The organism is Streptomyces sp. NPDC048603, assembly GCF_043199475.1.
In the GTDB taxonomy this organism is placed as follows: domain Bacteria; phylum Actinomycetota; class Actinomycetes; order Streptomycetales; family Streptomycetaceae; genus Streptomyces.
Genome location: NZ_JBICVY010000010.1, coordinates 394781 through 408036, shown reverse-complemented (window position 1 = coordinate 408036; position 13256 = coordinate 394781). Strand labels below are relative to the sequence as shown.

The window sequence follows — 13256 nt, the reverse complement described above, 5'->3', positions numbered from 1 at the left end:
CCGGCGCCGCGGCCGCGCGGCCCCGCCTCCCGTGCGGCCCCGTACGCTGGCCCGTACGCCTGCACCGGCGTATCCGTCGCGGCCGTTCCGCGCCCTCCAGGCCACCCCTCCCCGGTCCGGTCCGGCCGTGCAAGGATCGGAAATGCGGCAACACATACCGCACCCGTACGTACGCTCGAAGGAGAGCGCCATGGCGACCAAGCCGCCCGAAGGTGACCCGGTCCAGGACGCACCGAACGTCGCGCCCCCCAAGCAGGCCGCGGCCGGCCTGCCCGCCATCGCGCACACCCTGAAGATCGCGAACAGGCAGATGGGCCTGCGGCGGACCGCGCAGACCCTCCTCAAGGTCAACCAGAAGGACGGCTTCGACTGCCCCGGCTGCGCCTGGCCCGAGGAGGACAAGCGGCACACCGCCGAGTTCTGCGAGAACGGCGCCAAGGCGGTCGCCGAGGAAGCCACCGTGCGCCGGGTCACCCCCGCCTTCTTCGCCGCGCACTCCCTCTCCGACCTCGCGGACCGCTCCGGCTACTGGCTCGGCCAGCAGGGCCGCATCACCCAGCCCGTCTACCTGCCCGAGGGCGCGAGCCACTACGAGCCGGTCACCTGGGAACGCGCCTTCGCGATCATCGCCGAGGAGCTGAACGCCCTCGACTCCCCCGACCAGGCCCTCTTCTACACCTCCGGCCGCACCAGCAACGAGGCCGCGTTCCTCTTCCAGCTGTTCGCCCGCGAATACGGCACCAACAACCTGCCGGACTGCTCCAACATGTGCCACGAGTCCTCGGGCTCCGCACTCACCGAGACCATCGGCATCGGCAAGGGCAGCGTGCTGCTGGAGGACCTCCACCAGGCCGACCTGATCATCGTCGCCGGGCAGAACCCCGGCACGAACCACCCGCGCATGCTCTCCGCCCTGGAGAAGGCCAAGGCCGCCGGCGCGAAGATCATCGCGGTGAACCCGCTGTCCGAAGCCGGCACGACCCGGTTCAAGAACCCGCAGAACCCGATCGGCATGGTCCGCGGCACCCCGCTCAGCGACCTCTTCCTGCAGATCCGCATCGGCGGCGACCAGGCCCTCTTCCGCCTCCTCAACAAGCTCGTCCTTGAGACGGACAGCGCCGTCGACGAGGAGTTCGTACGCGAGCACACCCACGGGTTCGAGGAGTTCGCGGCCGCCGCGAAGACCGCCGACTGGGACGAGACCCTCACCGCCACCGGCCTCACCCGCCCGGAGATCGAGCGGGCCCTGGCCATGATCCTCGCCTCCGAGCGCACGATCGTCTGCTGGGCCATGGGCCTCACCCAGCACAAGCACGCCGTCCCGACCATCCGCGAGGTCGTCAACCTGCTGCTGCTCCGCGGCGCCATCGGCCGCCCCGGCGCCGGCGTCTGCCCGGTCCGCGGCCACTCCAACGTCCAGGGCGACCGCACCATGGGGATCTTCGAACGCCCCGCACCGGCCTTCCTCGACGCCCTCGACAAGGAATTCGGGATCACCTCGCCCCGCCACCACGGCCTCGACGTGGTCCGCTCCATCGAGGCGCTCCGCGACGGCCGCGCCAAGGTGCTCTTCGCCATGGGCGGCAACTTCGTCGGCGCCACCCCCGACACGGACGTCACCGAGGCCGCGATCCGCAGGGCCTCCCTCACCGTGCACGTGTCCACCAAACTCAACCGCAGCCACGCGGTCACCGGCCGGCGCGCCCTGATCCTGCCCACCCTGGGCCGCACCGACAAGGACGTACAGGCCTCCGGCAAGCAGTTCGTCACCGTCGAGGACTCCATGGGCATGGTGCACGCCTCCCGCGGCAACCTCCCCCCGGCCTCCCCGCACCTGCTGTCCGAGCCCGCGATCGTGGCGCGCATGGCCCGCGCCGTACTCGGCACCGGCTCCGCGACCCCGTGGGAGGAGTTCGAAGGCGACTACGCCGCCATCCGCGACCGGATCTCCCGCGTCGTCCCCGGCTTCGAGGACTTCAACACCCGCATCGCCCGCCCCGGCGGCTTCACCCTCCCGCACGCCCCGCGCGACGAACGCCGCTTCCCGACCAAGACCGGCAAGGCGAACTTCACCGCAGCGCCCGTGGAATACCCCAAGGTCCCCGAGGGCCGGCTGCTGCTGCAGACCCTGCGCAGCCACGACCAGTACAACACCACCATCTACGGGCTCGACGACCGCTACCGCGGCATCACCGGCGGCCGCCGCGTGGTCCTGGTCAACCCGGCCGACGCGGACCGCCTCGGCCTCGCCGACGGCTCGTACACGGACCTGGTCAGCGAATGGACGGACGGCGTGGAACGGCGCGCCCCCGGATTCCGGGTGGTGCACTACCCCACGGCCCCCGGCTGCGCCGCCGCCTACTACCCCGAGACGAACGTGCTGGTCCCGCTCGACTCCACCGCGGACATCAGCAACACCCCGGCCAGCAAGTCCGTGATCGTCCGCTTCGAACCCACCCCCCGGTAAGCGCTCGCTCAGCAGGCTGATAGGAAGTGGGTTAACGAGCGTTGACTCAGGTCGCTGCTCACCGCACGCCGCGACCGGGGCCCGGCGCGGCCCGCACCACCTACGAACGGAGGCCGCCCATGGGCGAGCAGCACGCGGTGAAGTTCCCGCAGGAGGTCCTCGACGAGTACGCGGCCCTGGGCATCGACCTGCCCTCGCTGTTCTCGGCCGGCCACCTCGGCGAACGCATGGACATCCGCATCCTGGAGGCCGCGGCCGACAAGGTCGTGGGCACCATGCCCGTCGAGGGCAACACCCAGCCCTACGGCCTCCTGCACGGCGGCGCCTCCGCCGTCCTCGCCGAGACCCTCGGCTCCGTGGGCGCCATGCTGCACGGCGGCCACACCCGGGTCGCCGTCGGCGTCGACCTGAACTGCACCCACCACCGCGGCGTCCGGTCCGGCCTGGTCACCGGCACCGCCACACCCGTCCACCGCGGCCGCTCCACCGCCACGTACGAGGTCGTCATCACCGACGAGGAGGGCAAGCGGGTCTGCACCGCCCGCCTGACCTGCATGCTGCGCGAGGTCGGCGCGGGCGCGGCCGTCGGAGCCTCCGGGGCCTGACCCGCCGGGCGACCGGCGTACGGCCACGGGGGCCCGCCCGCACCCCGTACGCCGCCCCGCGCGCCCCGCAGGCCTGCACGCCCCGCACGCCCCTGCACACCGCCCGAGGGGCCGGTTCCGGAGACCGTCCGGAATCGGCCCCTCCGGCATGATCCGCCCCGGGATGGTTGTGTCACCGAAGGTGACGGCCTACCGTCCCTCCATGGGGACATCGCCGCACGCTCCCGCCCGGCACCTGGCCTCCGCCGCCCTCGCCCTGCTCGCGCTGTCCGGTTGCTCCCCTTCCGCCCCGAGCGCCCGGCCCTCCTCCCCGGCCCCCTCGCCCACCCCTCCCTCGCCCGTCGAGACATGCACAACTCTCGTTTCCTACTGGGCGAAAGAGACCCTCAAGGGCACCTACTGGTCCGGTCTCGACTGGGAGCAGAAGGGCCTGTCGAACGAGCAGTACGCGATTCACGAGGACGCGGTGGCCGCCGGCCGCACCGAAGAGCGAACTGCCGGACGGGACAAGGCACTTGAGTTGATCGACCGGTTCACGGCGGAACGCTGCCGGGAGCAGCGCGGGGCGACGGGCAGCTCGGAGAACTGGCGCCCGCCGAGCTGAGCCGACTCTCCGGATTCCAGGGCGCACCGTCCGGCTTCCGGGCATCCGGCCCTCCACGGCCAAGCCGCAGGTCGGGTGCGGTTTCGGCCCCCACGGGCCAGATCAAGCCACCCAATGGATCATGATCCACGCACCCCTGAATAATTACTCACAGTAATGCCGACGGGTGCGGAATCCCCCATTTCCACCCGTCACGACCTACAGGGCGAAATCATTCGGACACATCCAGCCACCACGGGCGGAATTCGATCAGAGTCAGGACCATCGACACCTCAAGCCCCTTAGCGGAACAGCGAATTCTCAGAATGTGGGCACTCACCCCCGCCACTAAATGTCCGTTCTGCCCCCACTCCCGGCACGCATTCTTGGCCTTGGCATAACAAGACAGTCACATCCTCCTTTCCCCGCTCCCCGCGCTCGGCACCTCGGGCCTAGAGTCACGGCCAGTCACCGCGCCGCCGGGCGCGTCTCAGCACGGCCGTGTACCCCCCAGGTGCGGCCCGGCGAACAAACGGCACCTCACATCAGAGGAGGGCCGCGCCAGGGAAAGGAATCATCGTGCGCAACCGTTCACTGCTCGTCCTCACCACCGTGATCACCACGGGAGCACTGACCCTCACTGCCTGCGGTTCGCGCGACGAGGGCGGCAAGAAGGACGATTCGAGCGGCGGCAAGACCGTCGTCGTCATCGGTGTCGACGCCCCTCTGACCGGCTCGCTTTCCGCCCTCGGCCAGGGCATCAAGAACTCCGTCGACCTCGCGGCCAAGACGGCCAACAAGAACAACGAGGTCCCGGGCATCGAATTCAAGGTCGAAGCCCTTGACGACCAGGCAGTTCCTGCCTCTGGCCAGGCAAACGCCACCAAGCTCGTTGGCAACAAGGACGTTCTCGGCGTCGTCGGCCCGCTGAACTCCGGTGTCGCCCAGCAGATGCAGGGCGTCTTCAACTCCGCCAACCTCGCCCAGGTCTCCCCGGCCAACACCAACCCCGCCCTCTCCCAGGGCGACAACTGGGGCAAGGGCGAGTTCAAGCGCCCCTTCAAGACCTACTTCCGCACCGCCGCCACCGATGTGGTCCAGGGCAAGTTCGCCGCCCAGTACCTCTACAACGACGCCGGCAAGCGCAAGGTCTTCGTCGTCGACGACAAGCAGACCTACGGTGCCGGCCTCGCCGCCATCTTCTCCGAGGAGTTCAAGAAGCTCGGCGGCCAGATCGTCGACACCGACCACGTCACGGTCAAGGAGACCGACTTCTCCTCCACCGCCGACAAGGTCAAGTCCTCGGGCGCCGACGCCGTCTACTTCGGCGGCCAGTACCCCGAGGGCGGCCTGCTCTCCGACCAGATCAAGAAGACCGGCGCCAAGATCCCCACCATGGGCGGCGACGGCATCTACGACCCGGCCTTCATCACCGCCTCCGCCGAGGCCAACGACGGTGACCTCGCCACCTCCATCGGCTACCCGGTCGAGAAGCTGCCCACCGCCAAGCAGTTCATCGCCGACTACAACGCCGCCGGCTACAAGGACCCGTACGCGGCCTACGGCGGCTACTCCTACGACGCCGGCTGGGCCGTCGTCCAGGCCGTCAAGGCCGTCGTCGCCGCCAACGGCGGCAAGCTGCCCACCGACGCCCGCGCCAAGGTCGTCGAGGCCCTCGGCAAGGTCAGCTTCGACGGCGTGACCGGCAAGGTCGCCTTCGACGAGAACGGCGACACCACCAACAAGCAGCTCACGGTCTACAAGGTCGAGGGCGGCAAGTGGATCGACGTCAAGAGCGACACCGTCAAGTAACACCGACGGACGGCAGGCCGGCCCCCGCCGGCCACGCCGGACGCTCCACGCGCTCCACCCCTGACTGACCAAAGAAACAAGCCGCGCGAGGGCGCAAACAGCGCCCTCGCGCGGAGTCTTATCCGACACGCTCATCGGAGGCCCTGCGGTGCACGAACTGCCGCAACAGCTGGCCAACGGCCTTGCCCTTGGTGCCCTTTACGGCCTTGTCGCCATCGGGTACACCATGGTCTACGGCATCGTCCAGCTCATCAACTTCGCCCACGGCGAGATCTTCATGATCGGGGGCTTCGGCGCCCTCACCACCTACATATGGCTCCCTGAGGGAACCCCGCTCCTGGTGGCGATCCCGCTCATGATCATCGGTGGCGCGATCGCCTCCGTAGCCGTCGCAACCGCAGCCGAACGCTTCGCCTACCGCCCCCTGCGCGGAGCGCCCAAGCTCGCCCCCCTCATCACCGCGATCGGCCTCTCGATCGCCCTCCAGCAGCTCATCTGGGGCTTCTACCCGAACGCCAAGGACAAGCGCAGCTTCCCTGAGTTCACCGGCGAAGCCTTCAAGATCACCGACAGCCTGACCATCCAGCGCGCGGACCTCTTCATCCTGATCCTCGCCCCGCTGTGCATGCTCGGCCTCGGCATGTTCGTCTCCAAGAGCCGCAGCGGCCGCGCCATGCAGGCCACCGCGCAGGACCCGGACACCGCCAAGCTCATGGGCATCAACACCGACCGCATCATCGTCATGGCCTTCGCCATCGGTGCCGCGTTCGCCGCCGTCGCAGCCGTCGCCTACGGCCTCGAGCGGGGCCAGATCGGCTTCGAGATGGGCTTCATCCTCGGCCTCAAGGCCTTCACCGCGGCCGTCCTCGGCGGCATCGGCAACATCTACGGCGCCATGGTCGGCGGCGTCGTCCTCGGTATCGCCGAATCCCTCTCCATCGCCTACATCGAAGAGATCCCCGGCATGGATCAGCTCGGCGGCGGCGCCTGGTCCAACGTCTGGGCCTTCGTACTCCTCATCCTCGTGCTCCTCGTGCGGCCACAGGGCCTCCTCGGCGAGCGCGTCGCGGATAGGGCGTGAGAACCATGAGCGACACCACCTATGAGGCAGCCACCGAGACCACCGCGTCCGGCAAGCCCACCGCACTCCTCTACACGATCATCGGCGGCAGCCTCGCCACCGCGATCAGCACCTTCCTCGCCTGGACCTGGACCACCGCCTTCCCCGGCGACCTGACGATCTACGGCTACCCCGCCCCCCTCCAGCTCCTCACCCTGGTCGGCGCGATCGTCACCACCGCCTTCGCCCTCTCGGCACTCGGCATCAAGGGCTTCGGCTGGCTCACCCCCACCGGCGCCCGCCAGGCCACCTGGTTCATGGCGCTCGGCACCTTCGCCGCCACCCTCTACACCGCGATCTCGATCATCGTCGAGCTCGGCGCCCTCGTGGACCTCGAGCCCGGCGCCGCCTTCGCCGTCATCGCGGCGGCCGTCCCGGCCATCGCGGCGTACAAACTGCCCGACGACACCCGCAAGGCCGCCCCGGCCAAGCAGCTCCCGTCCTGGGCCGAAATCCTCATCATCACCGCGGTCTTCGCCCTCGGCCTGTACGTGGTGACCTTCGGCATCGACACCGACGACAAAGAGCCCCAGCTCTTCATCGCCTACCTGATCCTGGTCACCTTCGGCACCCTGGCCGTCTTCAAGTCCGGCCTCGCCGACCGCATGTCGGTCATCACCGCGAACAACCGCCAGGTGACCGTCATGGCCACCCTCGCCGCGGCCATCGCCTTCCCGTTCATCCAGCAGAGCGGCGACACCTACACGCTGATCGCGGTCAACATCCTGATCTTCGCGACCGTCGCCCTCGGCCTGAACATCGTCGTCGGCCTCGCCGGCCTCCTCGACCTCGGCTACGTCGCCTTCCTCGGCGTCGGCGCCTACACCGCCGCCCTGGTCTCCGGAGCCGCCTCCTCCGCCTTCGGCGTCCAGTTCCCCTTCTGGGCCGCCGTCCTCGCCGGAATGGCCGCCTCCCTGGTCTTCGGCGTCGTCATCGGCGCACCCACCCTGCGCCTCCGCGGCGACTACCTCGCCATCGTCACCCTCGGCTTCGGAGAAATCTTCCGCATCGCCATGGGCAACCTCGACGGCACCTCCGGCCCGAAGATCACCAACGGCCCCAACGGCATCCCGAACATCCCCCAGCTCGAGTTCTTCGGCTACAACTTCGGCGAGCCCCACACCATCCTCGGGGTCACCCTCGGCGCCTACGCCAACTACTACCTCCTGATGATCCTGGTCATGGCCCTGGTCATCGTCGTCTTCGCCCGCGCCCAGAACAGCCGCATCGGCCGCGCCTGGGTCGCCATCCGCGAGGACGAGACCGCCGCCACCGCCATGGGCATCAACGGCTTCCGCGTCAAGCTCATCGCCTTCGCCCTCGGCGCCGCCCTCGCCGGCCTCGCCGGCACGGTCCAGGCCCACGTCAACACCACGGTCGTCCCCGAGAACTACGTCTTCGCCGGCCCCGTACCGCCGAACTCCGCGTTCCTCCTCGCCGCCGTCATCCTCGGCGGAATGGGCACCATCCGCGGCCCCATCCTCGGCTCCGCGCTCCTCTTCCTCATCCCGGCGAAGCTGCAGTTCCTCCAGGACTACCAGCTCCTCGGCTTCGGCCTCGCCCTCATCCTCCTCATGCGCTTCCGCCCCGAGGGCCTCATCGCCAACAAGCGCGCGAAGCTTGAGTACCACGACGACACCGCCGACCAGGCCCCCACCGGCCCGGTAACGGCCAAGGCGGGTGCGTGACACCATGACGACCACCACCGACACCACCACCAAGCCCGCCGCCACCCCGGCCGGCGAGACGGTCCTCGAAGCCAGCGGCGTCACCATGCGCTTCGGCGGCCTCACCGCCGTCAAGGGCGTCGACCTCAAGGTCAACGCGGGCGAGATCGTCGGCCTCATCGGCCCCAACGGCGCCGGCAAGACCACCTTCTTCAACTGCCTCACCGGCCTGTACGTGCCCACCGAAGGCACCGTCAGCTACAAGGGCACGGTCCTGCCGCCCAAGCCCCACCTGGTCACCCAGGCCGGCATCGCGCGCACCTTCCAGAACATCCGGCTCTTCCACAACATGACGGTGCTGGAGAACGTCCTCGTCGGACGCCACACCCGCACCAAGGAAGGCCTCTGGTCCGCCCTCCTCCGCGGCCCCGGCTTCAAGAAGGCCGAAGCCGCCAGCGAGGCCCGCGCCATGGAACTCCTGGAGTTCATCGGCCTGGAGCACAAGGCCCAGCACCTGGCGAAGAACCTCCCGTACGGCGAGCAGCGCAAGCTGGAGATCGCCCGCGCCCTCGCCAGCGACCCCGGCCTGATCCTGCTGGACGAGCCCACCGCCGGCATGAACCCGCAGGAAACCCGCGCCGCGGAAGAGCTCATCTTCGCCATCCGCGACATGGGCATCGCCGTCCTCGTCATCGAGCACGACATGCGGTTCATCTTCAACCTCTGCGACCGCGTCGCCTGCCTCGTCCAGGGCCAGAAGCTCATCGAAGGCAGCGCCGCGGAGGTCCAGGGCGACGAGCGCGTCATCGCCGCGTACCTCGGCACCCCCTTCGAGGGCGCCCCCGGCGCGGAAGAGGCCGCCGAGGTCGAAGCGGCCGAGGCACACGCCGCCGAGGCCGTGGCGGAGGCTTCCGCGGTCGTGGAGGCTGCGGAGGCTGCGGTCGAGGCCGAGGCCGAGACCGAAGCCCCCGAGGCCGAGGCCGATGCCACGGAGACCGAGGCAACCGACGCCGAAGCCGCCACGGCCGACGCCGAGGACACCACCGAGGACACCGCAGAAGAGGCCACCACCCAGGCCGCCGACGCGGACAGCACCACCAGCACGGACGGAGAGGCCAAGTGACCGCACTCCTCAAGGTCGAGGACCTCAAGGTCGCCTACGGCAAGATCGAAGCCGTCAAGGGCATCTCCTTCGAGGTCAACGAGGGCGAAATCGTCTGCCTCGTCGGCACCAACGGCGCCGGCAAGACCACCACCCTCCGCACCCTCTCCGGCCTCATCAAGCCCAAGGCCGGCAACATCACCTTCAACGGCCAGCCGCTCAACACCGTCCCCGCACACAAGATCGTCTCCCTGGGCCTCGCCCACTCCCCCGAGGGACGCCACATCTTCCCCCGGCTGTCGATCGCCGAGAACCTCCAGCTCGGCGCGTTCCTGCGGAGCGACAAGGACGGCATCGAGAAGGACATCCAGCGCGCCTACGACATGTTCCCCATCCTGGGCGAACGCCGTAAGCAGGCCGCAGGCACCCTCTCCGGCGGCGAGCAGCAGATGCTGGCCATGGGGCGCGCCCTCATGTCCCAGCCGAAGCTCCTCATGCTGGACGAGCCCTCCATGGGCCTCTCCCCGCTGATGATGCAGAAGATCATGGCGACGGTCGCCGAACTCAAGGCGACCGGCACCACGATCCTGCTCGTCGAGCAGAACGCCCAGGCGGCGCTCTCCCTGGCCGACCAGGCGCACGTGATGGAGATCGGCAAGATCGTCCTTTCCGGCACCGGCCAGGAGCTCCTCCACAACGAGGACGTCCGCAAGGCGTACCTCGGCGAGGACTGACCCCTCGCCCACACACGGAAGGGCCCGCCTCCCTCGGGGGAGGCGGGCCCTTCGCCGTACGCGCGGTGGGTTACCGCTGGTGCTGCTGCTACTGCGGCTGCTGCTTGGCGGCGTTCTTCTTCTCCTCGGCGTCCTCGATGACCGCCTCGGCGACCTGCTGCATGGACATCCGCCGGTCCATGGAGGTCTTCTGGATCCACCGGAACGCGGCCGGCTCGGTCAGCCCGTACTGCGTCTGCAGCACGCTCTTCGCCCGGTCCACCAGCTTCCGCGTCTCCAGCCGCTGGGAGAGGTCCGCGACCTCCTTCTCCAGCGCCTTCAGCTCCGAGAACCGCGAGACCGCCATCTCGATGGCGGGCACGACGTCGCTCTTGCTGAACGGCTTCACCAGGTACGCCATGGCCCCGGCGTCCCGGGCCCGCTCGACGAGGTCGCGCTGCGAGAACGCGGTCAGCATCAGCACCGGGGCGATGGACTCCTCGGCGATCTTCTCGGCTGCGGAGATCCCGTCGAGCACGGGCATCTTCACATCGAGGATCACCAGGTCCGGCTGGTGCTCCCGGGCCAGCTCGACGGCCGTCTGCCCGTCCCCGGCCTCACCGACGACGGAGTACCCCTCCTCCTCGAGCATCTCTTTCAGGTCGAGCCGGATGAGCGCCTCGTCCTCGGCGATGACGACCCGGGTCGTCAGCGGGGGAACGTGCGACTGGTCGGCGTCGGGGTTCGGCGTCTCGGGGGCGGTCACGGGGGCTCCTCGTTGCGGGCGTTACTGCTCCCAAGAGCCTATCGAGCTCCTGTATGGTGGTCTTGCGCAGGGACCCTGCAAACCTTGCATTCCTAAGGCCCCAGTACTCCAAGGGTTAGAGAGACGGTGCTCAAACCACCGACAGTGTGGGTTCGAATCCCACCTGGGGCACATTTCCTTTGATTCCAAGGTCGCGAGAGAATCGTCCGCATTAGCTCAATTGAGCGAACCTGAGCGGAATTCCAGCGCCCACTTCAGGGCAGTAGAAGCGTCCGCATCATGTAGGACATCACCACTCGCCACAATGCACTGAACCGTGTCACTCAGGGGCGCAGCCTCAAATGCAAGAAGCATGGGCGGCACATCACGCTTGAGCCCCGGCAGCAGGACATCGCGGACGCCCACCCGTGGAATTTCGTCCGAGGGCCGATCCGCGACGGACGGCTGCCGTCCGTCGCGGCCACGGATGCCCGCATCGGACCGAAGTACCGAGTCCTACGGCAGGTCCGCGTCGCCGCCGAGGTTGTGGATGATGCGGCGAAGGACGTTGAGGGCAGCGGCGTAGTCGGTGGGATCGACGCCCTCGTGCATGCGGTCGTGGACCGCGGCATTGCGGGCGCGGGCGCGCTCGCGGCCGGCTTCGCCCGCGTCGGTGAGGGTGAGGGTGCCGTCGGGGGCTTCGGTGGTCCAGCCGCGGGTGGCGAGGTCGGCGTAGACGGCTTCGAAGTCGGTGTCCTGGTCGTCGAAGCTGGTGAGTCTGGCGGTGAGGGCGGGGCGGGTCCAGGTGGCGGGGGCGCCGGCGAGGTGGTTGAGGGTCCACCAGTGGGGTTGGGTGAGGTCTTCTTCGGCGAGGGCGGCGCGGAGGCCGCCGACGGCGAGTCGGTAGGTTTCGCCGCTCCAGTAGCCGATGGGCTGGGCGGCGAGCTGGTCCTGGGGGTAGTTCTTGATCGTCATGGGTTGGACGGTAGGGGCTCAAGTGGGGTTGAGGTCAATGCTGTTCGGTGGAGTGTGCCTTGAGGCCGTGCAGGAGGGTGGCGGCATGGGCTTCGGCGTCGGCGGGGTCGAGGGGGGCGTGGCCGGCGAGGAGGCGGTACCAGAAGGGGCCGAAGACGAGGTCGGTGGCGTGGGTGAGGTCGGTGGTGGGGGGGATTTCGCCGCGGGTGGTGGCGCGGGTGAGGAGGTTGGTGACGATGTCGCGGCGGGTGGCGATCCAGGCGCGGAAGGGCTGGGCGAAGGCGGGGTCGAGTTGGGCTTCGGCCATGAGGCCGGTGAGGGCTTTGGTGCGGGTGGGGTCGGTGCCGATGCGGTAGAGGTCGGTGAGGAAGGTGGTGAGGTCGCCTGCGAGGGTGCCGGTGTCGGGTTCGGGGACGCGGGTGGCGGTTTCGTGGGCGTAGGCGTCCATGACGAGGTCGGGTTTGGTCTTCCACCAGCGGTAGATGGTGCTCTTGGCGACGCCGGCTCGTTTGGCGACGCCTTCGATGGTGAGTGAGCCGTAGCCGTTCTCGAGGAGAAGTGCGGTGGTGGCTTCGAGGACGGAGTGGTGGGCGTCTTCGTTGCGGTGGCGGCCTCCGGTGCGGGGCCGGTTGTGTGACTTTTCCGGGTTGGTTGACACGCGATCACGATAGCCCTACCGTGAAATCGAAACGCTGCGTAGCGTTTCGATTAGTTGCTGTGTGAGCTCAAGGGGGATGAGTCATGGGCAAGGTCGTGATCAATCACGGGTACGGGATGGCCGGTGGTGAGCACTGGTACGGCTCGGTGGCGGGTGAGCTGTCGGCCGGGGGGCACGAGGTGCGGGTGCCGGACTTCCCGGAGCCGTTCGCGCCGGAGGCGGATGTCTGGCTGAAGGCGCTGGAGGCGGAGGCCGGGGGTGCGCCCGCCGGGGAGACGGTGCTGGTGGGGCACAGTCTGGGCGGGGTGAATGTGCTGCGGTTGCTGCAGCGGCACGACACGGAGGCGGAGGGGCCGTTCGCCGGGGTGGTGTTCGTGGCGTCGATGTCCGGCGAGGTGGGGTATGACGCGCTGGCGGCGTTCTTCGAGCCGGAGTTCGACTGGGTGCGGATTCGTGCGGCGGCGCGGGAGTTCCGGGTGCTGCATGCGGCGGATGATCCGGTCACGGGTGCGCGGACGGCGGAGCATGTGATGCGGTTCGTGACGGAGTTGGGGGCGACGGCGACGGTGACGGCGTCGGGCGGGCATTTTCCGAGTACGGGTGAGAGCCGGTTGGAGCTGCCCGAGGCGGTGCGTCTGATACGCGAGGTGCTGTAGCAGGCGGCGCGGGCCGCCCGGCCCCGGTCCAGGTCCCGGGCTGATCCTGGCCCGGGTCCGGCCGTCGGCCCCCGGCCCCGCATGGTCCCGGGTTCGCCGGGGGGAGGTGGGGCCGGATGGCCGGGGTGGCCAGGTGTGCCGGGGTCCGGTGGG

At 69.2% G+C, this 13256-nt stretch carries 12 protein-coding genes and 1 tRNA gene; 10 read left to right on the top strand and 3 right to left on the bottom strand.

What is annotated here, in order from left to right; genetic code table 11:
- Positions 1-190: 190 nt before the first annotated feature.
- The 8 genes from ACGFQ9_RS26440 (at position 191) to ACGFQ9_RS26405 (ending at position 10090) form a co-directional block, all read left to right on the top strand.
- Positions 191-2467 (top strand): FdhF/YdeP family oxidoreductase, encoded by a 2277-nt coding sequence (locus ACGFQ9_RS26440; RefSeq protein ID WP_393577057.1) that lies wholly within the window; start codon positions 191-193, stop codon positions 2465-2467.
- Positions 2468-2586: 119 nt separating this feature from the next.
- A complete protein-coding gene (locus ACGFQ9_RS26435; RefSeq protein ID WP_393577056.1) occupies positions 2587-3072 on the top strand; it encodes a PaaI family thioesterase in 486 nt (161 codons plus the stop codon).
- Positions 3073-3274: 202 nt separating this feature from the next.
- Complete coding sequence (locus ACGFQ9_RS26430; RefSeq protein ID WP_393577054.1) at positions 3275-3676, top strand: hypothetical protein; 402 nt, start codon at positions 3275-3277, stop codon at positions 3674-3676.
- Positions 3677-4234: 558 nt separating this feature from the next.
- On the top strand, positions 4235-5467 hold the full coding sequence (locus tag ACGFQ9_RS26425) for a branched-chain amino acid ABC transporter substrate-binding protein (protein WP_393577053.1): 1233 nt from the start codon (positions 4235-4237) through the stop codon (positions 5465-5467).
- A gap of 148 nt (positions 5468-5615) precedes the next feature.
- Positions 5616-6548, top strand: coding sequence for a branched-chain amino acid ABC transporter permease (locus ACGFQ9_RS26420; RefSeq protein ID WP_393577051.1), 933 nt, complete (start codon positions 5616-5618; stop codon positions 6546-6548).
- Positions 6549-6553: 5 nt separating this feature from the next.
- A complete protein-coding gene (locus ACGFQ9_RS26415) occupies positions 6554-8275 on the top strand; it encodes a branched-chain amino acid ABC transporter permease (protein WP_393577049.1) in 1722 nt (573 codons plus the stop codon).
- 4 nt (positions 8276-8279) lie between these two features.
- The gene (locus ACGFQ9_RS26410) at positions 8280-9377 is read left to right on the top strand and encodes an ABC transporter ATP-binding protein (RefSeq protein WP_393577047.1); all 1098 of its coding nucleotides are present in this window, start codon (positions 8280-8282) and stop codon (positions 9375-9377) included.
- Positions 9374-10090 carry an ABC transporter ATP-binding protein gene (locus ACGFQ9_RS26405; protein ID WP_393577045.1) on the top strand — a complete coding sequence of 239 codons (717 nt, stop codon included), beginning with the start codon at positions 9374-9376 and terminating at the stop codon, positions 10088-10090. The genes ACGFQ9_RS26410 and ACGFQ9_RS26405 overlap by 4 nt, the downstream gene beginning before the upstream one ends.
- An 88-nt stretch (positions 10091-10178) precedes the next feature.
- On the opposite strand, the gene ACGFQ9_RS26400 is transcribed toward ACGFQ9_RS26405, so the two are convergent.
- The gene (locus tag ACGFQ9_RS26400) at positions 10179-10835 is read right to left on the bottom strand and encodes an ANTAR domain-containing response regulator (RefSeq protein ID WP_393577044.1); all 657 of its coding nucleotides are present in this window, start codon (positions 10833-10835) and stop codon (positions 10179-10181) included.
- A gap of 97 nt (positions 10836-10932) precedes the next feature.
- Between ACGFQ9_RS26400 and ACGFQ9_RS26395 the strand changes: the two genes are divergently transcribed.
- Positions 10933-11006, top strand: a tRNA-Leu gene (locus ACGFQ9_RS26395).
- A 324-nt stretch (positions 11007-11330) separates the two neighbouring features.
- Here the strand turns inward: ACGFQ9_RS26395 and ACGFQ9_RS26390 are convergent.
- Both ACGFQ9_RS26390 and ACGFQ9_RS26385 read right to left on the bottom strand, forming a co-directional pair.
- On the bottom strand, positions 11331-11789 hold the full coding sequence (locus tag ACGFQ9_RS26390; RefSeq protein ID WP_393577042.1) for a MarR family transcriptional regulator: 459 nt from the start codon (positions 11787-11789) through the stop codon (positions 11331-11333).
- Between the two features lie 34 nt (positions 11790-11823).
- On the bottom strand, positions 11824-12447 hold the full coding sequence (locus tag ACGFQ9_RS26385) for a TetR/AcrR family transcriptional regulator (RefSeq protein WP_393577040.1): 624 nt from the start codon (positions 12445-12447) through the stop codon (positions 11824-11826).
- An 83-nt stretch (positions 12448-12530) separates the two neighbouring features.
- On the opposite strand from ACGFQ9_RS26385, the gene ACGFQ9_RS26380 reads away from it, so the two are divergent.
- On the top strand, positions 12531-13103 hold the full coding sequence (locus ACGFQ9_RS26380) for an RBBP9/YdeN family alpha/beta hydrolase (protein WP_393577038.1): 573 nt from the start codon (positions 12531-12533) through the stop codon (positions 13101-13103).
- Positions 13104-13256 lie beyond the last annotated feature (153 nt).

Bases quoted from the DNA above. Each gene is read 5' to 3' on its own strand.
- ACGFQ9_RS26440 (WP_393577057.1), top strand. From the start codon at position 191: ATGGCGACCAAGCCGCCCGAAGGTGACCCGGTCCAGGACGCACCGAAC.
- ACGFQ9_RS26435 (WP_393577056.1), top strand. From the start codon at position 2,587: ATGGGCGAGCAGCACGCGGTGAAGTTCCCGCAGGAGGTCCTCGACGAG.
- ACGFQ9_RS26430 (WP_393577054.1), top strand. From the start codon at position 3,275: ATGGGGACATCGCCGCACGCTCCCGCCCGGCACCTGGCCTCCGCCGCC.
- ACGFQ9_RS26415 (WP_393577049.1), top strand. From the start codon at position 6,554: ATGAGCGACACCACCTATGAGGCAGCCACCGAGACCACCGCGTCCGGC.
- ACGFQ9_RS26410 (WP_393577047.1), top strand. From the start codon at position 8,280: ATGACGACCACCACCGACACCACCACCAAGCCCGCCGCCACCCCGGCC.
- ACGFQ9_RS26390 (WP_393577042.1), bottom strand. From the start codon at position 11,789: ATGACGATCAAGAACTACCCCCAGGACCAGCTCGCCGCCCAGCCCATC.
- ACGFQ9_RS26380 (WP_393577038.1), top strand. From the start codon at position 12,531: ATGGGCAAGGTCGTGATCAATCACGGGTACGGGATGGCCGGTGGTGAG.